Source organism: Rhodohalobacter sp. 614A (assembly GCF_021462415.1).
In the GTDB taxonomy this organism is placed as follows: Bacteria; Bacteroidota; Rhodothermia; order Balneolales; family Balneolaceae; genus Rhodohalobacter.
The window spans coordinates 1,680,744-1,702,210 of the sequence record NZ_JAKEDS010000001.1 but is presented as its reverse complement, the minus strand read 5'-3'; the positions used below and the strand labels follow the sequence as shown (position 1 = coordinate 1,702,210).

The 21,467-nt window shown below is 43.6% G+C and carries 16 protein-coding genes; 10 read left to right on the top strand and 6 right to left on the bottom strand.

The window, feature by feature from the left end:
- Positions 1-16 precede the first annotated feature (16 nt).
- Complete coding sequence (locus tag L0B18_RS06900; RefSeq protein ID WP_234570671.1) at positions 17-1,261, top strand: alpha/beta hydrolase fold domain-containing protein; 1,245 nt, start codon at positions 17-19, stop codon at positions 1,259-1,261.
- Positions 1,262-1,368: 107 nt separating this feature from the next.
- Here the strand turns inward: L0B18_RS06900 and trxA are convergent, their stop codons facing one another.
- From trxA to L0B18_RS06870, 6 genes are all read right to left on the bottom strand, one after another.
- Positions 1,369-1,695 carry a thioredoxin gene (gene trxA / locus L0B18_RS06895; protein ID WP_234570669.1) on the bottom strand — a complete coding sequence of 109 codons (327 nt, stop codon included), beginning with the start codon at positions 1,693-1,695 and terminating at the stop codon, positions 1,369-1,371.
- 161 nt (positions 1,696-1,856) lie between these two features.
- Positions 1,857-6,071 carry a DNA polymerase III subunit alpha gene (gene dnaE / locus L0B18_RS06890; RefSeq protein WP_234570667.1) on the bottom strand — a complete coding sequence of 1,405 codons (4,215 nt, stop codon included), beginning with the start codon at positions 6,069-6,071 and terminating at the stop codon, positions 1,857-1,859.
- Positions 6,072-6,176: 105 nt separating this feature from the next.
- Entirely contained in the window at positions 6,177-7,037 is an 861-nt protein-coding gene (locus tag L0B18_RS06885; RefSeq protein ID WP_234570665.1) for an alpha/beta hydrolase, read from the bottom strand.
- A 238-nt stretch (positions 7,038-7,275) separates the two neighbouring features.
- Entirely contained in the window at positions 7,276-8,382 is a 1,107-nt protein-coding gene (locus L0B18_RS06880) for a hypothetical protein (protein WP_234570663.1), read from the bottom strand.
- A gap of 231 nt (positions 8,383-8,613) precedes the next feature.
- Positions 8,614-9,156, bottom strand: coding sequence for an RNA 2',3'-cyclic phosphodiesterase (gene thpR, locus L0B18_RS06875; protein ID WP_234570661.1), 543 nt, complete (start codon positions 9,154-9,156; stop codon positions 8,614-8,616).
- Positions 9,153-9,434, bottom strand: coding sequence for an acylphosphatase (locus L0B18_RS06870; protein WP_234570659.1), 282 nt, complete (start codon positions 9,432-9,434; stop codon positions 9,153-9,155). Before L0B18_RS06870 ends, thpR begins: the two co-directional genes overlap by 4 nt.
- Before the next feature lie 210 nt (positions 9,435-9,644).
- Between L0B18_RS06870 and L0B18_RS06865 the strand changes: the two genes are divergently transcribed.
- The 9 genes from L0B18_RS06865 (at position 9,645) to L0B18_RS06825 (ending at position 21,461) form a co-directional block, all read left to right on the top strand.
- Positions 9,645-10,577 carry a LysR substrate-binding domain-containing protein gene (locus L0B18_RS06865; protein ID WP_234570657.1) on the top strand — a complete coding sequence of 311 codons (933 nt, stop codon included), beginning with the start codon at positions 9,645-9,647 and terminating at the stop codon, positions 10,575-10,577.
- Between the two features lie 219 nt (positions 10,578-10,796).
- The gene (locus tag L0B18_RS06860) at positions 10,797-11,741 is read left to right on the top strand and encodes a TerC family protein (RefSeq protein ID WP_234570655.1); all 945 of its coding nucleotides are present in this window, start codon (positions 10,797-10,799) and stop codon (positions 11,739-11,741) included.
- A gap of 145 nt (positions 11,742-11,886) precedes the next feature.
- Complete coding sequence (locus L0B18_RS06855) at positions 11,887-12,321, top strand: hypothetical protein (protein WP_234570653.1); 435 nt, start codon at positions 11,887-11,889, stop codon at positions 12,319-12,321.
- Positions 12,322-12,430: 109 nt separating this feature from the next.
- On the top strand, positions 12,431-13,414 hold the full coding sequence (locus tag L0B18_RS06850) for a hypothetical protein (RefSeq protein ID WP_234570651.1): 984 nt from the start codon (positions 12,431-12,433) through the stop codon (positions 13,412-13,414).
- Positions 13,415-13,426: 12 nt separating this feature from the next.
- Complete coding sequence (locus L0B18_RS06845) at positions 13,427-14,254, top strand: ABC transporter ATP-binding protein (protein ID WP_234570649.1); 828 nt, start codon at positions 13,427-13,429, stop codon at positions 14,252-14,254.
- Complete coding sequence (locus L0B18_RS06840; RefSeq protein ID WP_234570647.1) at positions 14,251-15,993, top strand: ATP-dependent DNA ligase; 1,743 nt, start codon at positions 14,251-14,253, stop codon at positions 15,991-15,993. The genes L0B18_RS06845 and L0B18_RS06840 overlap by 4 nt, the downstream gene beginning before the upstream one ends.
- Positions 15,994-16,092: 99 nt before the next feature.
- Positions 16,093-16,755, top strand: coding sequence for an RNA polymerase sigma factor (locus L0B18_RS06835; RefSeq protein WP_234570646.1), 663 nt, complete (start codon positions 16,093-16,095; stop codon positions 16,753-16,755).
- Between the two features lie 93 nt (positions 16,756-16,848).
- A complete protein-coding gene (locus tag L0B18_RS06830) occupies positions 16,849-17,883 on the top strand; it encodes a FecR family protein (protein WP_234570644.1) in 1,035 nt (344 codons plus the stop codon).
- Complete coding sequence (locus L0B18_RS06825) at positions 17,880-21,461, top strand: SusC/RagA family TonB-linked outer membrane protein (protein WP_234570642.1); 3,582 nt, start codon at positions 17,880-17,882, stop codon at positions 21,459-21,461. The genes L0B18_RS06830 and L0B18_RS06825 overlap by 4 nt, the downstream gene beginning before the upstream one ends.
- Positions 21,462-21,467 lie beyond the last annotated feature (6 nt).

Genomic DNA, 21,467 nt, shown 5'->3' with positions numbered 1-21,467 from the left:
AGATGTCAACCAAAAAATGAAAATCTTTTATGAAAAAATAATTCTCACAACACTGTTTTCTGCACTTGTGATGATATCCGGAGCCTTCAGCCAGACATCCACATATACCATCACTGTTGACGAATCTTCACATGGATCTGTTTCATTAAATCCTGCACTTCCGGCTGATGGAAAATATGCAGAAGGCACTGTGGTTACCGTCACTGCAACGCCTCAATCCGGGTATGCCGTGGATGCCGTTTATTACTCCACACAAGGCCAGTGGGGAGCCATGTTTTACGATACCCCGCGCGTTTCTTCCATCGAAGTTACCGTAAACGAAGATAAAAATGTTGGCGCCTATTTTATTGAACAATCTCTTCTGGACGGATTCACTGTAACTTCAGATGTCGTTTTTGCTCAGCCAGGTGTAAAACCGCTAAAATATGATGTTTACTCACCCGACGGAGCAGACAATCTCCCCATTATTATCATCATTCACGGCGGCGGATGGACGTCAAATGACGAAGACATTATGCGGGGAATGGCACGGCAATTGGCTCAAGGAGGAAAATATGTAGTAGCCAGTATTGATTACCGGTGGAGGGGTCAGCTTGATGGTGATGAACAACCTAATACCATGCTCAACCTGATTGAAGACGTCTTTGGCGGCATTGCACATATTATGGAACACGCCGGTGAGTATGGCGGTGATGCTTCCCGAATTCTGCTGACCGGCGATAGTGCAGGGGGACATCTCTCTGCTGCTGCAGCTACAATGCCACATATGATTGGCGATGGCGGATTTGGCGAAAGCGATGGAGTATATGAATATCTGCCAACCTACTTGCCTGAAAATAAATCGGCCGACCAGGTTCGATCAGAAATGATGTCTGCCATTAAAGGAGTGGCTCCAAGTTATGGAGTGTTTGAATTTAACATGCCGAATGTCCGGCAAATGCTTGGGCTGGTTGACGCACCGGCCGCCGCTATTGAGGCGATTTCTCCCCTGAGTAATATTCCAAACGCAAGCGACCGACCTGTCCCCCACTACCTGACAAGAGGTACACAGGATCCATTAATCTCTGATGAGAATGTTACAAAATATATGGATGCACTCATCCAAAAAGGCCAGAGAGTTGAGTACGTACAGGTTGGAGGAGCCGGACATGCTTTCTTCGACTGGAAACCGAATGACTCAACAGTAGAAACCTATAATAAGTACGGTGTTTACTACGTGGATGACATGGAACTGTTTTTTGATTCCGTACTCTCAGAATAAAATTAAAAAAGGCGATGAACCAAAATTCATCGCCTTTTAAATATTTTTTAACCGTGCAGGAGCAATTCATGAATTGTCCCTGCATTGTTTTCTAAATTTGAAATTCGTTATGCAATTTGTGCATCGAGTTGTTTCTTAATATGTGTTTTAGGCACAGCTCCAATAATCTGGTCAACAACTTCTCCGTTTTTGAAAATCAGCAATGCCGGAATACTTCTGATTCCATATTTTACAGACACTTCCGGATTATGGTCTACATTTACTTTGCCGATTTTGGCTTTTCCTTCGTACTCTCCGGCTAGTTCTTCAACAATCGGTCCAACCATTCGGCACGGTCCGCACCACTCGGCCCAAAAATCTACAAGAACGGGTGAATCGGAATTTTCTACTTCATCAGAAAAATTACTGTCTGTTAGTTCAAGTGGTTTACTCATAGCAATTATTTTGAATTATTTAATAATAAGAGATAAAGATCGGAAAATTAATGCCAATAACCATATATCAAATAGCTATCAATACTATTGCAAAACTTTATAAATGTTTCTTCCTCGCTTGTTGCATTAAGAACTTCTCCACTCCTTAAAAACAGCTTATTTTATTGTTTGTTATTCATTAGATGAACAGACTCTTGCCCTACAACATTTCGTAATCCCTGAAGTAGTTCATTCGTCGGTTCTACAACAAACTTTCTCACACTCATTTTGATCGGTTTACTGGAATGCTCTGATTTGATCTGGAGTTTTACCGGCGTTTCTCCATTAAAAGAGCCGAAAAGGCTGGCCATTTCCTGGAGGTCGGCCTCAGAAATCTCCGATGTATCCAGTTTGATATTCAACTGCAATTGACTTTGAAATTTCTCCCGGAGATTTTCAACCCGTTCAAGACTATTGGCAATGATTTTTGGCTGACTGTCCCGCTGAGAAATCGTTCCTTCCACTAATACAACCGTATCTGGAGCAATCAATCCCTGATGCCGATCATAAACTTCGCTAAAAATCAATACTTCCACACTGCCCTGGAGATCTTCAACCTGAACGAAAGCCATTGGCCGGCCTTTTTTATCGGTGATTCTTTTTACCGCCGTAATAATTGCAACCACTTTGATTTTATCCCTGTCTCGCATTTCAGCGAGTTCATCCAATGCCAGCGAGTGATTCGCAAACAACCGGGCATCTTCTTTGTACCGATCCAATGGGTGGCCGCTCAGGTAAAATCCAATTAATTCCCGTTCTTTATTGAGTCGCTCAATATTTGTCCACGGCGGACAATCCCGCAGTTTCGGCTCTTGTACCAATCCGCCGCCGGATGAACCGTCTCCAAAAAGACTTACCTGGTTCAATCGCTCTTCTTCCTGCTTTCGCGATGCATAACTCAACACATCCTCAATGCTTGCCAAAAGCTGCGCACGGTTTTTATTCAGTGTATCAAATGCGCCGGCCTGGGAGAGGCTTTCAATTGTTTTTTTGTTGCAAACCCGGGTATCAATCCGGGATGAAAAATCAAAGACGCTTCGAAATTCTCCTTTCTCTTTTCGATTGGCTACAATCTGCTCAATGGCGCTGGATCCCACTCCTTTGATCGCTGCCAATCCGTACTGCACACGGCCTTCTCGCGCAACAAACTTTCCTTCTGCAGTGTTGATATTGGGCGGATCCACCGGAATACCTATACGCTGGCACTCTTCAATAAAGAAACTCACTTTCTTGATGTCACTCATGTTGTGGCTGAGAACCGCCGCCATGTATTCAGCCGTATAATTAGCCTTGAAATACATGGTTTGATAAGCCACAACCGAATAGGCCGCCGAGTGCGATTTATTGAAACCATAGCCGGCAAACAACGCCATTTTATCGAATACCTTTTTGGCGATGTCTTTTTCGTAGCCTTTCTCAATAGCACGACTGACGAACTTTTCTTCTTCCGGCGGAAGCAGTTCCGGCTGTTTCTTACCCATGATTCGCCTGAGCACATCCGCTTCGCCAAGTGTGTAACCGCCCATTCGCTGTGCCACTTTCATGATCTGCTCCTGGTAGATCATAATTCCGTAGGTCGGCTCCAGGATATCCAGCAGATCTTCATGATCGTACAGTACCTTCTCTTCGCCATGTTTCCGCTTGATATAATCCGGAATAAACTGCATCGGACCGGGACGGTACAACGCATTCATAGCAATCAAATCGTTGATGTTGGTCGGTTTGAGCTGTTTGAGATATTTACGCATGCCGTCCGACTCAAACTGGAAAATCCCCACGGTAGCTCCTTTCTGAAACATTCGGAAAGTCTTTTCATCATCCAGAGGAATTTCATCGAGATCGTACTCTTTCCCGTGATTCTCTTTTACAAAATGAATAGCCGTTTTCAGGATGGAAAGTGTTTTCAACCCGAGAAAGTCCATCTTCAACATCCCGGCATCTTCAATCACTTTGCCATCGAACTGAGTAACATAAAGATCAGCATCCTTGGCTGTACAAACCGGAATGTATTTGGTGAGTTTATCGGGAGCAATAATGACACCCGCCGCATGAATTCCGGTATTTCGAACGGATCCTTCAAGCGTTTCAGCCATCTGAAGGGTTCGCCCTTCAAGCGAATCAGACTCTTTAATTTCCTGTAATTCTTTTACCTCTTTGAAGGCATCCTCAAGAGAAATCCCGATTGTTTCGGGCACGAGTTTAGCCAGCCGGTCGGCATCTGAAAGTGGCAAATCCAACACACGGGCAACATCCCGAACCGAAGAGCGTGCTGCCATTGTACCAAACGTAATAATATGCGCAACCTGATCTTTCCCGTATTTGTCAACAACGTAATCAATGACTTTCTGTCGGCCGTCATCATCAAAGTCGATATCAATATCGGGCATGGATACACGCTCGGGATTGAGGAATCGCTCAAAAAGCAGGTCGTATTTCAACGGATCGATATTGGTGATTCCCGTGCAATAGGCTACAACCGATCCGGCAGCGGAACCACGTCCGGGACCAACATATACCCCCATCTCTTTGGCCGCCGCAATAAAATCCTGTACAATCAAAAAGTAACCGGCAAAGCCCATTGTACCGATAATCTGAAGCTCCAGGTCAATCCGGTCCAGAACTTCATCCGTCAATTCAGGATATCGCTCTTTGGCCCCTTCGAGAGTCAGATGCCGAAGATATTGGTCTTCTGTTTCAAACGAATCAGGAAGTGAAAAATGAGGAAGAATCACATCCCTGTCCAAATCGATCATTTCGATCTTGCCGGCCACCTCCACGGTGTTTGAAATTGCGTCGGGCACATCCGCAAACAACGCCTTCATTTCATCCTGAGTTTTGAAGTAAAACTCGTCATTAGGAAAGCCATACCGTCGGTCGCGTCCCTTTCCAATCGGGGTAGAAATCAGTTCGTTGTTGTCGATACAGAGCAGGGCATCATGCGCTTTTGCATCCTCTTCTTCCATATAAAAGGAATTGTTGGTCGCAATTACTTTGATGCCGTACTTCTTCGCAAACTCCAGCAGAATACCATTAACCCGCTCTTCTTCTTCCAGTCCATGCCGCATCAGTTCGATGTAAAAATCATCTCCAAAAAGATCGTGCCACCATTTTAAAGCTTCCTCGGCATATTCTTCACCGCGATTCAAAATCAAATCCGGAACTTCGCCGCCAATTCCTCCGGTCGTTGCTATCAGACCCTTTTTGTATTTTTGAACCAGTTCGCGGTCAATTCGGGGAAACTTGTAGTAATAACCTTCAACAAACCCGAGGGAACACATTTCGGCAAGATTCTCATAACCTTCGCGGTTTTTGGCGAGAAAAACCTGCCGATACCGTTTGTCTTTTTTGTCGCGCGTAAATCTTTTTTCGTGCCGGTCTTCAACAAAATAGGCTTCCAGGCCAATGATCGGTTTGATTCCCGCACTCTTGGCCGCCTTCACAAAATGGAAAACACCATACATATTTCCGAGATCGGTAAGAGCTACGGCCGGCATGCCATCTTCTTTGGCTTTATTCACAAGGTCTTTCACGCCCGAAGCGGCATGAAGAACGGAATATTTGGAGTGATTATGAAGATGAATGAATGCAGATTTCACCTGCGGACCCGCCGTATCCTGTGGCAGATCAATCTTGGATGATCCCTCTTCTTCCTCTCCCGTAACACCCCTGCGCTTTAAATCTTCAACCTTCGGCATATAGTGATTGGAATCAATCAGCCGGGAAGGATTTGGAGGCAACTCTCCCGGTTCGGCAGGAAATGTGGGTTGAATAACTCCAATACGAACCAGTTCCAGGAATGCACGGGCTGTGGCATCTACATCAGCCGCAGCGTTGTGGGCTTCTTCAAATCCAATCTCAAATAATTTATCGTGCAGTTCGGAAAGCGTTGGCCATTTGTACCGGCCACGGCCACCGGGAATGGCGCAATACTCTGTGGACTCATCCTTGGTATCAATGCTAATTTTCTCGGTCAGCGGGTTTTCCCGATCCATCCGCAGGTATTCCGATCCCATAATATTGAGATCAAATTCCAGGTTGTGCCCGATTATAAAGGTTGATTTCTCAATATCTTTGTCGAAAGCATCCATCACATCGCTAAGCGGAATTCCCTCTTTTTCAGCCCGCTCCGTAGAAATTCCATGAATTTTCTCGGAGTTGAAAGGAATGGTAAATCCATCAGGTTTTACAATATAATTTCCTTTCGAAATGAGTTTGCCGGTCTCATCATGCACCTGCCAGGCAAGTTGAACACAACGCGGCCAGTTATCGAAATCGGTCAGCGGTGCTGAGTAATTGTCGGGTAGGCCGGTTGTTTCTGTGTCGAAAATCAGGTACATAAAACGGACGGTTTTGGGGCTGCGATGAATGGCTCAAATACGAGCCGAAATATACTAATGAAGTGGCGAAAGTAGAATTAGAATCCGGGGAAATTTTTGAAGGTTTTATAAACCCATACCTGATGCTTCTGCTTCCTCGCGATCGCGGATTAACCGAACAAATTCTATCCAACTCTTGCTGTGAATATCAGTAGATGTGTGAAAATTGTCATTATGGCCGCCACGCAATTCCACAAATTTCTTTGGTTCCCTGGCAATCCTGTACAGGTGCTGACCATGAGAAATGCCCACGATACTATCCCTTGGACTGTGCATGATCATCACGGGAATATCTGAAATCTCTTTTAGATACTCTTCTGTTGGAAGTTCGAACCTTGCCAGAGATGCCGGAACAAACGGGTACAAATCCCTGACCATCGCTTTCAGATTTTTGAATGCCGAATCCAATACCAACCCGCTGACATCAAACTTTGTAGCGGCATACGAGGCCACAGCTCCGCCCATTGACCGGCCATACATAATCATTTGATGTTCTGAATATCCTCTTTCGTTTTTTAGAAAATACACTACAGACTCAACATCTGTATAAACTCCCTCTTCGCTCGGTTTGCCGCTGCTTTGGCCATATCCCCTGTAATCATAAAGAAGTACAGAAAGACCAATCCCATTCAGCAGTTTCGCAATATCAATCCGGTTGCTGATATTCCCCGCATTTCCATGGCACAAAACAACGATATACTCTGCTGCTTCATTCGGGAAAAACCAGCCATGAAGTTGTTCACCATCTTTGGTCTTGATCCAAACATCTTCGCCGCGGAGGCCCGCTTTTTCCGGGGTGACAATAAGTTCAGATGACGGAAGAAAAATCAGTTTATTTTGAAAGAGATACATCACTCCAAGTAATAAACTGTATCCAAGAATTATAGAAATGAGAATCGACATAAAGAAAATTCCAACTTTACTCATTCAACTATTTTGGATTATTGCCAAAGTTGATTCTATCAGGATAATCATTCTTCCCGACATTCGATAGATGGAATTTTTAATTAACGCGAGTTCAGGATAAAGCAATAATGAACGTCAGTTTGAACGCAGTTTCGACATTTGTTGAGTTAGAACGAAGTCGAAATGTGACGGATTCAATCATTAAAAAAATCGACCTGATTTTAGATTCACTTTTAATTTTAAAAATGAGTAGTAAATATCACGGCAATTTTGCGATTACATCGTTCGCCAGAGTACTCAACTGCCCACTATCTAAACAAACAGCAGCCGTTTCGGTTGGTCCCATTCCATAAGCGGATCGAAGTTCAACCAAATAGTTATTGTGTGCAACACTGAGAAACAAATCTCCCTCAACATTTACAAGAGAAGCGATATCCCCCAAACTGCTGATTTCTTCAGACTCAAGATCCTCATCATTAAGCTTTGTTTGTACCGCAATGACAGCCGTTTCGTTGTTGGAATATTGAGTCACAATAAACGTGAGTCCGCCAAAATTATCAGGATGGGAATATTGGCGATTGCAATTTTTTTGCTGTTCAAAATTGGTCACATTTACTTCTACTCCGTCTATATCACAAAAGCTTCGAACCTGTTCAACAGGAAGCAGGTCATCACAAACCAGATCATTTCTGTTATCTGCCGCAACCTGTGGCGTTTCAACATCACCCTGGGGAATTTCGAGTTCCATCAAATCCAGTAAATTTACGTCTTCCAACGCTGTCATTAAACGTTCAAAAGTTGCTACCTCATTCCCTAATTGCGGCGCAGCCCGAAGTTCAATCGTAAAGCGTGGATTTTTCACATTCAGCGTTCGTGAAGTTACATCCTCTCCACGTGATTCAAAAGACTCGGTAATATACCATCCCCGGTCATTTTGAGTAGTCGTGGAAAAATCAAAATTCTGAATCCTTAACCCATCCTGTACACTGTTAATATAATTTTGAGCATCGGCATAATCACTAATGTCTAAGAAAAATCTGGATTGGCTTTGCGAATCATTATATGTCTGGCTTATTCTGGCATACATTCCACCGCGAAGTTCACTTTCTTCAAAATGAGCTTCGCCACTTTTTGTAGCATCCAATATCGCTTCCGGAAGCTGAGATCGTAAAGAATTTTCCGAGAGGCGGTTCCCATCATCAATGGTTTCGTATACAGAATTTGTAGCTCGCGTACGTTCTTCTGAACCAGAACTATTCTGAACGGATTGGGCTTCTGCTTTTTCTTCCGAGCTTGAATTACAACTGCAAAACATCAATACAAAGGCAGTCAACAAAAAGATGGTGAGATTTTTTTGGGATGTCATAGGGATGAGGTTTTTGGGATTTTATTTTTTCAAGAGACTGTAAACAACCTGTTGAAATGGTGATGGCTCTTCAATAATCAGGAAAACCTCTAAACCTTCTCTTGTCGATTTCTATGCTTTTCTATTGAAATCTCGGCATCCCTCAGTCCGGGCATTTACAATTTCCATTGAATATTATAGACAATTTGGAAATCTATTTCTATTAGAATCCCAACGTCAATAATTCCTTATTTATGTACCGGGTTCGGCTTTGTATTGATGAAGAACCTGGTGCTCACTTCCCGACGGTTTTAAAATACTTTCTTTCAGATGGAAAGCATCTACCTTTACTTCAATATCAGCCGTTTCCTGTTTCAAATTTTGTTTTACGATGTGATTAATCCCCTTGGGTGATTTCTTCCTGGCCAGTGTGATATGCGGGATATAGGAATGCTCCTTCTTTGATTTGATAAAATCCTGTAACTGAACGGATATTTCTTTCTGTAAACTCATAAGCAAATCGGTTGGCTGAACGCCGGCCCAGATAATTCTCGGAGCCGATTCATTCGGAAATGCACTTAACCCGCTGATGGTAACCAAAAAAGGTTTGAACTCAATAGCAGATAGTTTTTGATGAATCGCTTCTTTTTCTGCATCTGTACATTCACCCAAAAATGCGAGCGTCAGGTGCATCTGATGATTCTTAGCTTTCTTCCACGCTTTCTGCTCCGGAAGCCAGGATTGAACTTCGGCTAAAACATCATCCGGGAAATCAATAGAAATAAAAAGCCTCATCTTCGAATGGAAAAGTCGTTGAAATTTTCGGCGTTTATTTGTCCATCTACTTCTTCAATGTTTTGAACTCTCGAAGACGGCGGCCCCTCTTTCAACTTACCGATCATTTTCTCAATGTTTTCATGAGAACCAACCAGTACTGTCTCCACCGTTCCGTCATGCAGATTTTGAACCCATCCTTTAATTCCCAATCCCTTTGCACTGCGATAGGTAAAATAACGGAATCCAACTCCCTGAACGCGCCCGGAAATAATCAGGTGTTTCGTTGCTGTGTGCATATTTCTGATTTCTGTTGATTTAATATTTACGTAAAGATGCAAAACGTGTTCATCATCAAAAACAAAATCCTGCCTGTAAAAATTTGAAAGTCAGTAAACCGGAACATTCTCCATCTTTTGTTTTTCCTGAGTGATTTTATTTCGATCTTAAGAATTGCATTGTATTTCTTACTTTTTAGATTGTTTACTGAATCAGATTAGAGATTCTTCATGACACTTACACAACTCTCATACATTGTCGCCGTTGATAAATACCGGCATTTTGCCACGGCGGCGGATAAAAGTTTTGTTACCCAGCCAACACTCAGCATGCAAATTCACAAGCTGGAGGACGAACTTGGCATCACCATTTTTGATCGTTCCAAATCTCCCGTTATCCCGACCGAAATCGGGGAAAAAGTGATTGAACAGGCCAAAACGATTCTAAAGGAATCGAAACAGTTGTCTGATATCGCCAATTTTAAAGAAGATGAACTTAAGGGCAGTTTTAAAGTTGGAATTATTCCGACGGTTGCCCCTTACCTGGTTCCCTTGTTTCTACGGTCTTTCCTGAAAAAATATCCCCAGGTTGATATTATTATTGAAGAGTTATTGACCCAGGAAGTCCTTGAAAGATTAGGAAATGACCAGTTGGATGCCGGTATTATCGCCACGCCAACCAGCCAAAGTTTTATCTACACGGAAGATCTTTTTGTGGAACCGTTTGTAGGATATCTCTCTCACAATCACCCGCTTATTGATAAAGAGAAACTTTCTGTGGATGATTTGGATCGAAGCAATATCTGGCTTCTGAATGAAGGGCATTGTTTTAGAGATCAGGCTGTGAAATTGTGCAAGGAATCCAACAAAAGGAATCACTCGAGAATTGAGTTCAAAAGCGGAAACCTTGAAACCCTGAAACGCCTGGTTGAGCAGAATTTCGGAATGACTTTACTGCCCTGGACAGCCATCCAGGAGTTTGACGGTAGCTGTGTAAATGCTGTGATTAAAGAGTTTGAAGACCCCGTTCCATCGCGAAAACTTCGCCTCATTTTTGGACGAAAGCATCTCAAGCAAACCATCATCGGCGCGTTTAAAGATTCCATCTGCAGCTCCATTCCAAAATCTTTGAAAACCACGGAAAAGCGTGTGTTGATTGAATGATTTCGCAGCCCCAGCGAAATACTTGAATTATCTCGAAAGTAAGTCATTGTGAACGGAGTGAAGTAATCTCCCGGCAATAAACGTTTGGCGATGGTAGCTCTCTCTTCGTTTGCTTGCAATGGCTCTATTAAATCTCCCCCACCCATCTCTACATTCATTTAATCCTGAACACAAAATCCCGTACCTTTCTTTTTTTGAAAATCACGATTCAATGAATTGATGGACCATAGCCTTACCCTCTGGATTTTATTCAACGTCTTCATCCTGGCAATGCTGATCGTAGACCTTAAAGTCTTCAATCGGAAACCCCACGAAATCAGCATCAAAGAGAGCCTTATCTGGACCGGCATCTGGATTGCCCAGGCCGTTATTTTCGGCGTTGGGATTTACTATTTCATGGGTTCGCAGCCCGCCCTCGATTATTTTACCGGGTATCTTATTGAGAAATCTCTGAGCGTCGATAACATTTTCGTTTTCCTGCTGATTTTCACCTATTTCGGTGTCGATGCCATCTACCAGCACAGGGTTCTTTTCTGGGGAATTTTTGGTGCTCTGGTCTTTCGCCTGATCTTTATTTTTGTAGGCGTGGCCCTGCTCGAACAGTTCCACTGGATTATTTACATATTCGGCGCTTTTCTGATTTTTACGGGAATCAAACTCGGGCTTGAAAAAGACAAGGAAATTCACCCCGAAAAAAATCCGGTACTGTTATTGGTGAGACGATTTCTGCCAATCACAAAAAAAATACATGGTCCCAATTTCTTTATAAAACGGGGCAAACGAATCATCGCCACACCGCTGTTTGTGGTTCTCATTGTAATTGAAACGAGCGATATCGTTTTTGCGCTGGATTCCATTCCCGCCATTATGGCCATTACCCGCGATACTTTTTTGATCTACAGCGCCAACGCATTCGCTATTCTGGGACTGCGTGCACTCTACTTTGCAGTTTCCGGCGTGATGAGACTCTTCCACTACCTGCACTACGGACTTGCCTTTATCCTTGTATATATTGGCTCGAAAATGCTCCTGGAAAATGTGATCCATATTCCAACACTGTTCACGCTGGGTGTGATTGTGGTTACATTGACGATATCCGTCATCTTCTCAATTCTGCACCCAAAGGATGAAGAGCCTGACGTTCCGGAAGAAGATTTACCATAAGATGAGCGGATAATTTCATTTGACTAAGTTATTATTAAATAAGTCATTGCGGGCGAAGCGCAGCAATCCCGAAACATTAAAAAGTTTGGAGATTGCAACGTCGTCGTTCCGCTCCTCCTCGTAATGACTCATAATCCAAAACCTCATGGAATACTTTTCAGCAAAATGGTTTACGGCCTATTACATTGCTCTCGGCACCATGCTGATCAGCTATGGAGTTTACCTGCTTTTTAAAACTCAATCCGTTAAAGAGTACCTGTTAACCGTGTCTTCCGAAGATCACACGCCGGCAATCTGGAGAAAGGTTTTGAAATATTTCTTTCTGTTTACCATTCCATGTTTGGTGTTATCGTTCTTTCCGTTTTCCTGGGTAGAGTTGTTCTTCTCGATTTGGTCACTTTTAATCGTCTATTTATTGGGACAGCTTTTGGTGATGTGGCCACAGGCCTCTCAAACAATCCTTAAACTTGCAGATGAAATAGATAAGAAAATCCGATTTGTGGCGGCCAATCTCATCTCAATCGGAATTATTCTCTTTCTCCTTTGTTACCTTTTGATAGAGCGAATGAGTTCGGCTTAACACAATTTCTAATGTATTGAATTAAACGTCATGTTGAGCGCAATATCGAGTGTTCTTTTTCCTCGAAACTACACTCAAACTGACGTTATGAAGCTACTATAACATTTAAATGAAAATTCAAAAATCAGGCTATCAAGGGCTTTATTTTCCAGAGCTTAACATTGCGTTGGACGGGTATCATCCAAAAGCAGATTATGTGTTTGTAAGCCATGCCCATGCCGATCATATGCCGAGAAATCGTAACACTCCTGCTTATGCTTCCGAAGCCACGCTGGAGTTGATGAGATTACGAGGCTACAACGGAAATGGACAATCCCTGTCATTTGGCGAAACCATTGAATCCAACCGATTCCGGGCGCGAATCTATCCCGCAGGCCATATTCTCGGCTCCGCCATGATTTATATTGAAACGGATGATGAATCCCTACTCTACACTGGCGATTTTCGAACACCGCCATCACCGGCAACCGAAGGATTTGAAGCGCCGGAACAGGTCGATATCCTGATAACCGAAGCCACATTCAGTCTGCCGATCTACCGATGGAAAACCAATGATGAGCTTGCCGAAGAAGTCCGCACGTTCGCTAAAGCGGCTCTTGTTGAAAATCATACTCCCATCTTTTTGGCCTATAATTTAGGCAAAGCACAGGAACTGATGCATCTTGTTGCACCTCTGAACCATCCGATCATGATTCACGGCGCCGGGTATAAAATGTGCCCGGTTTATGAAAAATTTGGCATCCACCTTGGCCCTTATGAAACGTACGATCGTGATACCTGCGAGGGCAAAATTTTGATTTGTCCGTCATCGGCACTTTCGAATGGATTTGCATCGAACGTATCAAACAAACGAATTGCATATTGCTCAGGATGGGCGTCTAACGAATCGAGGCGAACACAACTTACGGTTGATCAATTAATCCCCCTTTCAGACCATCTTGATTTTTTTGAACTGATTGATTTCTGCAAACAGCTCAACCCAAAAAAAGTTTATATCACACACACTCCAAATCCGGCGGTGGTACAACATTACCTTGAAAAAGAAAACATTAACGCCGGGCATATTGATATTGAAATGAATGAGGAAGATTAAGAACATCCATTTATGAAGATTAACAACGATCATCGCCAGCCTCCCATCCTTGAGATGGAAAATGCAACGGTTCGGCGCGAAGGAATTCACATCCTCGACCAGTTTTCGCTGACCATTCAAATGAACGAAAATACTGCGATTGCCGGCCCGAATGGCTCCGGAAAATCGACATTTATTAAGCTCATTACACAGGAAATTTACCCGATTGCCAATAAAGAAGGGGCACCGCCTGTACGTATGTTTGGCAAAGATCATTGGGTATTAGAGGAGTTGAAGTCGAAGTTGAGTATCGTTTCCAGTGATCTGCAGAACAGTTTTCTGCACAACACAAAAGAGGGACATATTCCTGGTTTGGATGTTGTTGTCACTGGTTTTTTCTCGAGTCTTCGGCTCTTCCCGCATCAACATATTTCTGAATATATGATTGAAAAAGCGAAAAAAGCACTCTCGCTGATGGATGCCACACAACTGGCGGATAAAATGCTGAATAAAATGTCTACCGGCGAAGTGAGAAGGGTTCTTATTTCAAGAGCTTTGGTAACCGAACCGGAAGTTCTGATTCTGGATGAACCCACAACCGCACTCGATTTTGTTGCCCGGCATAAATTTATGGACCAGATTCGAAAAATCGTTCAAGGCGGAACAACGTTGATTCTCGTTACCCATCACATCGAGGAAATGATCCCTGAAATTGAACGAGTTGTTCTGATAAAGAATGGGAAAAAAGAGTTTGACGGATCAAAAAATGATATTCTTACATCTGCTAATTTGAGTGAAATTTATGATCACCGGGTGAAACTGGATCGAAATAATGGTCTCTATAAAGTTCATGTTGATTGAATAAAACGCAGAACCACTCCGATGCTATGAATGCTGAAAACTTCAACTTTTATACGCTCTGCAAGGTCATTCAGACCATTCGGCAGACCCGGAGTACCAATGGCAAAATTCAGGCTTTTGCCGAATATCTTCGTCGGTTACCGTCTGACCGGGATTTGCATCTTGCTGCCCAGTTTACGGCGGAGGGTGCGTTTGAAGAAGTGAGTGGAAAACGGGCATCCGTCGGGAGCCGGACCAGCGCTTTGGCGGCTGCCAAATTCTGTGAAATTGATTACGATCTCGTTTTCAAACCATGCCGTACAGCAACGGGAAGCAGTTCCGAAACCATTGAACGATTGATGAACAACATTCCCGAAGCCATCGAAAAAAGAGTTCCCGGAAACCTGACACTTGAACAAGTTGACGAAATTTTTGATCAGCTTTATGCGGTCTCTTCCCGGGCCGACAAAGAAAAAATTCTTTGGGAAACCTGGAGCCGGATGACACCAGTGGAGATCAAATATTTTATTCGAATGCTCAGCCAGGGATCACTTCGAATCGGGTTTGAAACACGGAGCGTGGTAGCCGCCATCGCAAAAGCTTTTAAGAAGAAACGTGAGGATGTCCGCTACGCCCATATGATTACCGGAAGCATCGGAAAAACAGCCGTGCTGGCAAAACACAATCAGCTTGATGAAGCCCGGTTCAAGCTGTTTCATCCGCTTTCATTTATGCTGGCATCGCCAATCGAAAGTCGATCTGTTGATCATATTGAGCAATATGTTGCCGAAGAAAAATTTGATGGCATGCGTGCACAGGTCCACGTAAAAGAAAATACCGTACAAATCTTTTCACGAGATCTGAATGACATTACCCGTTCCTTTCCGGAGATCGTCTCGTTTTTTATTGAAAGAAAAATGCCGGCCACTGTATTTGATGGGGAAATTTGTGTTTATAAAGACGACACCATCCTTCCCTTTCAACTCCTTCAAAAAAGAATGGGAATCAAAAAACCCGGCAAAAAAATCCTCGAAAAATACCCGGTGCTCTTTATCGCTTATGACCTTCTCTTCACGGATGGAAAACCTATTTTTGATTTAAAACTTCCGGGACGCCGGAAACTGCTTGAAAAATTATCAAAAAAACATCGTTTGCCGACATCCGTTCAGTTTGAAATTTCCGGGAATGATGATATCGAATATTTATTCAATCGGGCACTCAGGCATGGTAATGAGGGATTGATGCTGAAGCATAAAGAGAGCAAATACGAATATGGTCAGCGCCGAAAATCGTGGTTAAAAGTAAAAAAACCCGGCGGTTCTTTTGATACGGTCGTGATGTATGCCCACGCCGGAAGTGGCAAACGCGGCGGAACCTACTCCGATTTTACGCTTGGAATTTCTGTCAAGGAAGATGAACGGTATGAAGAGGAATTTATTCCGATTGGGAAAGCGTATGGCGGTTATACGGATGAAGAGTTAAAAAAAATCAACCAAAGAGTAAAAGAACTGACTGTTGAGCGGTACGGACCAACGCTCGGTCTGATTCCGAAACTGGTAGTGGAAATAGAGTTCGACGATATCCAGGTAAACAGGCGGACGAAAGCGGGATACACGTTGCGATTGCCAAGACTCAAAGCGATCCGCTGGGATTTAGGCCCCGAAGATGTAGATACACTCAAAACCGTTGAGAAAATGTATCAGGAAAAGTTACAGCAAGAACGCCTCACGCAAGATAAAAACCCATCTTTTGAGTTTTAATTTTTCTCCTCATCCGTTTTTGCTTTAAGATAAACAGCAAAGACATTCTTTCTTTTTAAGTAGAATTCCCGACCAGGAATAAATAACTAAAAGAATAGGTTGGATTTTTATCAATTCGTTAACTATTCTGCAATCGTTGGATTTCAGCGGATTTATTCCATCTGCTCTATCATTTCTTTTTCTGTCGAAATCATGTCAAAAATTGAAGATAAAATTACGATCAGGCGATTGAAGCTTGGTGATAATGATGTATATGAGAAACTCTATCATCAATATCACAAAAGACTGTACAGTTTTGCTTTTAAGTACCTGAAAAGCCATGAACTGGCCGAAGATGCCGTACATGATACGTTTATCAAACTTTGGGATGCCCGGACCTCCGTTCACTCCAACATCAAAGGATTTTTGTTTACGTCGGTTCGCAATCATGTGATGAACATGATCCGCAATCATAAACGAAAAGTGCTGAAACATATACAGCTTGAGCAGCGCAGGAAGAAATCATCCAACAAAACCGAAGATGTTATTATCTATTCCGAATATCAGCAGATTCTGGCGCGCGGCCTTGATGAACTTCCGGATGGAAAACGGGAAATTTTTAAGCTTAAAACTTTCCAGGAGCTTTCGAACCGAGACATTGCCAAACAACTCGGCATCACTATTCACACGGTGAAATCCCAATATTACGAGGCTTCCAAGTTCATCCGCCAATACATGGATGACCACGCAGATCTTCAAATAAGAGCTCGAAGTAACGGCTGATCCATCCTCTTCTGAAAGTTTTTTGAAAAATCCGCCATACTTTTCCCCTTCCCGGGTGTCTGACTTATAAGACAGCGAATAAACGGGAAAAAATTGGATAAGGAACTTCTGAAAAAATACTTCCGGAACCAGTGCACTCTTGAAGAAATTGAAGAGATTTTAAGCTGGTTCCAGACAGAAGAGGGCAAACTCTATTTTGAAGAAAGCCTGGATAAAGATATGCAGCAATATGCCGATGATGACAGGCTGCTGCTTTACCCGGATGTTCCAACGGATGAGATATTGAACAAGATCCGCACGTCAAAAAAAACCCGAATAACATCTTTTGATAAGAGCCATCGACTTTGGCCGATACGCATTGCCGTAGCGTTTCTGATATCGGCCGTTTTGGGAGGCGTTGGATATTTTAGCGTTCTATCACAAGCCAGTGCCGTTGATACCGAACAGGCAAATAAGGTACGCACCATTGCAACCCAGCAAGATCAACACCGGTTGGTGACTCTTTCGGACGGCACCCAAATACGCCTCAATTCCAATTCAAGTATTGAAATCCCCAACCATTTTCCTCCCGATGAGAGAGTTGTAAGCCTTTCAGGAGAAGCCTGGTTTGATGTAGCCGGGGATAAAAACCGACCGTTTCGTATTGAGGCAGGTCAGGCGGCCATTCAGGTTTTGGGAACAGAGTTTAATGTTAAAATGGATGAAACCGCCCAAAATATCCAGGTGGCTGTAGCCGAAGGAACGGTATCTCTCAAAAATTCTACAGATGTAAACGGCCACGGAGCTATTCTCACAAAAAATACACTTGGTGTTTTGAACGTCAACAACCGGGAAATTTTGATTGAACAGACTCCCGTTGATAACTATCTGAGTTGGATCAGCGGCAAGTTATTCTTTTATAATGATCCTCTCTGGACAGTAAGCCGTTATATCGAACGGCTGTATAATGTATCTGTTCATTTTGATAACGAATATCTAAAAACACTTCCTCTAAGTACCAATATGTCAAGAGAAGACCTGACCGGTGTGCTTAACATCATCGCTCAGACATTAGGTATTAGCTATTCACTCGAAAATAATACCGTTACATGGAAAGATAACGCGAACCCCAAACACATAACACAATGATGGACAACGTTACAAATCAGACCAACCGGAGGCACAAGCCGCTTATGAGCATCGTTCTTCTGGCAATTCTGTGTTTCTTTATAGTGGAAAATCCCGCTGACGCCCGGAATTCCCGGATAAACGGCAATGCGAATTACCAGTTTGCCCAGCAGGTTCAACTAACTCAACTTTATGCCAGCCAATCAGAGGATCTTCCTCCCAGGGTTTCGGTGAATGTTGAAGATGCCAAGTTAATAGATGTGCTGCATCAACTTGCAAATGAACTGGATGTAAATATTTCCATAGACACCCGGACAATTGCAAATACTAAAGTGACCTATCGGCAAAGCAACAAAAATGTGTTTGATGTGCTCGATGATTTGCTTGAAAACACAAATCTCAGCTATACGGTTAGTGATGACAAACGAACACTGATTATCTATGAAACCGGGCAACAGCCTGAAGACGAACAAGATCTATTCCAGGGTAGTGTTACCGGTACGGTTACAGATGCTGACACCGGTGTTCCGCTTGTTGGAGTGAATATTGTAATTACGGGCATGGGAGTGGGTACCGCCACAGATGCCAACGGAAATTATGAAATTGGAAACATCCCTGAAGGAGAGCATGAGCTGGTGGCCAGATATATCGGCTATACTACATGGACTCAAACAATCGAAGTAACAGGTGATGAAGAAACTGTTGTAAATATTGACTTGGCGGTTTCCACACGGGAATTGAATGAAGTGGTTGTAACGGCACTCGGCATCACCCGAAATGAGCGTTCCGTGGGGTATTCATCACAAGAAATTGGCGGCTCAGACCTGACGATTTCACAAGAACAGAACGTGATCGGTTCGCTTTCCGGAAAAATTGCCGGTGTTCAGGTTAGTGGTTCTTCCGGTGCCAGCCTTGGAGGAACACAAACCATTAAAATACGTGGCATAAACTCGCTAAACGGTGAAGACCAACCACTGATTGTTGTAGACGGCACCCCCATTTCTAATGGCAATTTTGCAAGTAGCGCTGGTACCGATTATGGAAACCTTGCGCAGGATGTTAACCCCGATGACATTGAATCCATCAACGTGTTGAAGGGGCCGGCGGCATCTGCCCTCTATGGTATTCGCGGCCAATATGGTGTCGTGATGATTACCACGAAAAAAGGAGCGGGACGGGATGATATTGTAGTAGAATTGAACTCAGGGTTTTCCATACAACAGGCTACAAATTTTATGAATTTCCAAAATCTGTACGGCGCAGGTTATTCTCTGGATTTCCCAACGCTGGAAAATGGGGATCCCTATGTGCAAACAAATGCTGATGAAAGCTGGGGCCCCCGAATGGACGGAACACTTGTTCGCGAGTACTTCAGTTTTTATCCGCAGGATCCGCGCTATCAACAACTCACTCCGTTTGAGCCCCACCCTGATAACATCAAAGATTTCTTTGAAACAGGATATAAATCAAACCAGGGAATCTCGGTTTCCGGTGGCAGTGAGAACAGCAATTACCGCCTGAGTTTTAACGACTCCCGGATTACCGGAGTGTCTCCAAACACATGGCTGAACCGAAATAATGTAGGGATTAGTGCCGGTGTTGATGCAAGCGACCAATGGCGATTCACTACAAATTTAAATTATGCCAGAAACAGTGCCCAGCGTCCGCCGCAGGGTTCAGGTTACGGTACGCGGCACTTCCGGCAATGGTTCCAGCGCAGTCTTGATATGAAAAACCTGAAAAACTATCAGTACGAAGACGGCACCTATAGCCACTGGAATATCCGCATACCGGACGAGGGAGAAATCCCCACTATTGCCTATTGGTCAAATCCTTATTTTCTCGCCTATGAAAGCCCGACCAAGGACAGCCGAAACCGTATTTTCGGGGATGTTGGAGTTGAGTACAATCCTCTCCAAAACCTGACCATCAGCGGACACATTCGCGGAGATGTTTACATTCAAAACATTGAAAGCAGAACCGCTGCCGGCGGTGTGGAAACTCCCGGATTCTTTATCGGAAAATACGAAGGCCAGGAAATGAACTACGAAGTACTGGCTCAGTATACTGAAAGATGGGCTGATTTTTCTCTGGATGCTACCGTGGGAGGAAATGTTTTTGACAGCAACTATTCTTACCTGAGACAGGAAACCGTAGGCGGCCTGACGTCACCCGGTTACTATAATATTGATGCTTCTTTAGATCGGCCGGATCCTGACAACTACCTTTCAGAAAAAAGAATTGTGAGTGGATTCGGTTTGGTATCACTGGGTTATCAGGATACATATTTTGTGGATGTCAGTATCCGAAGTGATAAATCGTCTACTCTTCCAAAAGACAATAATACTTATTGGTATCCGTCTGTTTCTGGTAGTTTTGTATTCAGTGAGTTATTGGATTGGGAGCCTCTGGCTTTTGGTAAAATCCGTGCCAGTTATGCACAGGCCGGATCTGATCTGGGGCCCTATCAAACAACGCCCGTTTATGGAGTCGGCACAGTGTATGGAAACGTGAATACCTTAACCGTGCCCAATGCCATCAACAATCCAAATATCAAACCTTCATTTTCTCACTCTTACGAAGCAGGAATTGATTTGAATTTCTTCGGACGAATGGAGTTGAACTTCACATACTATCAACAGCAAAATGAAAACCAGATTATTGATCTGAATATTTCAGGAGCCAGCGGATACAGTGAAGCCACAATCAATGCAGGTTTGATAGAAAACAGAGGAATTGAACTGAGCCTTTCCGGATCGCCCATTCAATCACAGTCTTTTGCCTGGGATGCAACCTTTAATTTAGGCCTCAACAGAAATGAAGTGGTTGAACTTCACCCAGATATTGATGTATACACACACGGTTCTACAACCTATTCCGGAACAACCAGTTACATGAACTCCTACGAAGGTGCTGCTTATGGAAGGCTGGTTGGCCAGGCTTATGTTCGCGACGAAGCAACCGGAAAAATTATTCTGGACGACAACAACCTTCCCATCTGGACGGATGCAACTCATGATTTCGGATCCGTTCTCCCGGATTTTACCGGTGGATTTATGAATGTCTTCCGCTATAAAAACTTCAGCCTCGGCGCGATGATCGACTTCCAGGCCGGTGGACAGTTCTTCAGCCGTTCTTTACTGCTTGCAGTAAAAACAGGCTTATCTCCGCTTACTGCCGAAGTAAATGACAACGGCGTAAACGTTCGAGAACCGATTGACCAGGGCGGAGGTGTAAAAATTGAAGGAATCTCAGAATCTACGGGAGAACCGGTTACGGCGTATGTCGATCCCCAGGCTCTGTACAACGGCGTTCTCGGTGATGATATTTATGAAGACTGGGTGGTTGATGCTTCCTACATCAAACTGCGGGAGCTTCGGTTCGGGTATACATTCAACAATGAAATGCTGAGCAACCTGCCCGTGCGATCCATTGAAGTGTCTGTTTTTGCCAATAATCCCGTAATGATCTGGCAAAAAGCACCACAGGGATTAGACCCGTCTGAACTGTCTTCCGGCGGCCAGGATATAACCTGGTACGAATCAGGACAGTTAAATACCGTTCGGACTTTCGGTATGAATGTAAACTTAATCTTTTAAGGGGAA

Excerpts from the sequence above, each read along its gene's own strand:
- L0B18_RS06850 (WP_234570651.1), top strand. The coding sequence starts at position 12,431 with ATGAAAATTCAAAAATCAGGCTATCAAGGGCTTTATTTTCCAGAGCTT.
- L0B18_RS06880 (WP_234570663.1), bottom strand. The coding sequence starts at position 8,382 with ATGACATCCCAAAAAAATCTCACCATCTTTTTGTTGACTGCCTTTGTA.
- dnaE (WP_234570667.1), bottom strand. The coding sequence starts at position 6,071 with ATGTACCTGATTTTCGACACAGAAACAACCGGCCTACCCGACAATTAC.
- L0B18_RS06885 (WP_234570665.1), bottom strand. The coding sequence starts at position 7,037 with ATGAGTAAAGTTGGAATTTTCTTTATGTCGATTCTCATTTCTATAATT.
- L0B18_RS06865 (WP_234570657.1), top strand. The coding sequence starts at position 9,645 with ATGACACTTACACAACTCTCATACATTGTCGCCGTTGATAAATACCGG.
- thpR (WP_234570661.1), bottom strand. The coding sequence starts at position 9,156 with ATGAGGCTTTTTATTTCTATTGATTTCCCGGATGATGTTTTAGCCGAA.
- L0B18_RS06900 (WP_234570671.1), top strand. The coding sequence starts at position 17 with ATGAAAATCTTTTATGAAAAAATAATTCTCACAACACTGTTTTCTGCA.
- L0B18_RS06845 (WP_234570649.1), top strand. The coding sequence starts at position 13,427 with ATGAAGATTAACAACGATCATCGCCAGCCTCCCATCCTTGAGATGGAA.
- L0B18_RS06825 (WP_234570642.1), top strand. The coding sequence starts at position 17,880 with ATGATGGACAACGTTACAAATCAGACCAACCGGAGGCACAAGCCGCTT.
- L0B18_RS06870 (WP_234570659.1), bottom strand. The coding sequence starts at position 9,434 with ATGCACACAGCAACGAAACACCTGATTATTTCCGGGCGCGTTCAGGGA.
- L0B18_RS06855 (WP_234570653.1), top strand. The coding sequence starts at position 11,887 with ATGGAATACTTTTCAGCAAAATGGTTTACGGCCTATTACATTGCTCTC.
- trxA (WP_234570669.1), bottom strand. The coding sequence starts at position 1,695 with ATGAGTAAACCACTTGAACTAACAGACAGTAATTTTTCTGATGAAGTA.
- L0B18_RS06860 (WP_234570655.1), top strand. The coding sequence starts at position 10,797 with ATGGACCATAGCCTTACCCTCTGGATTTTATTCAACGTCTTCATCCTG.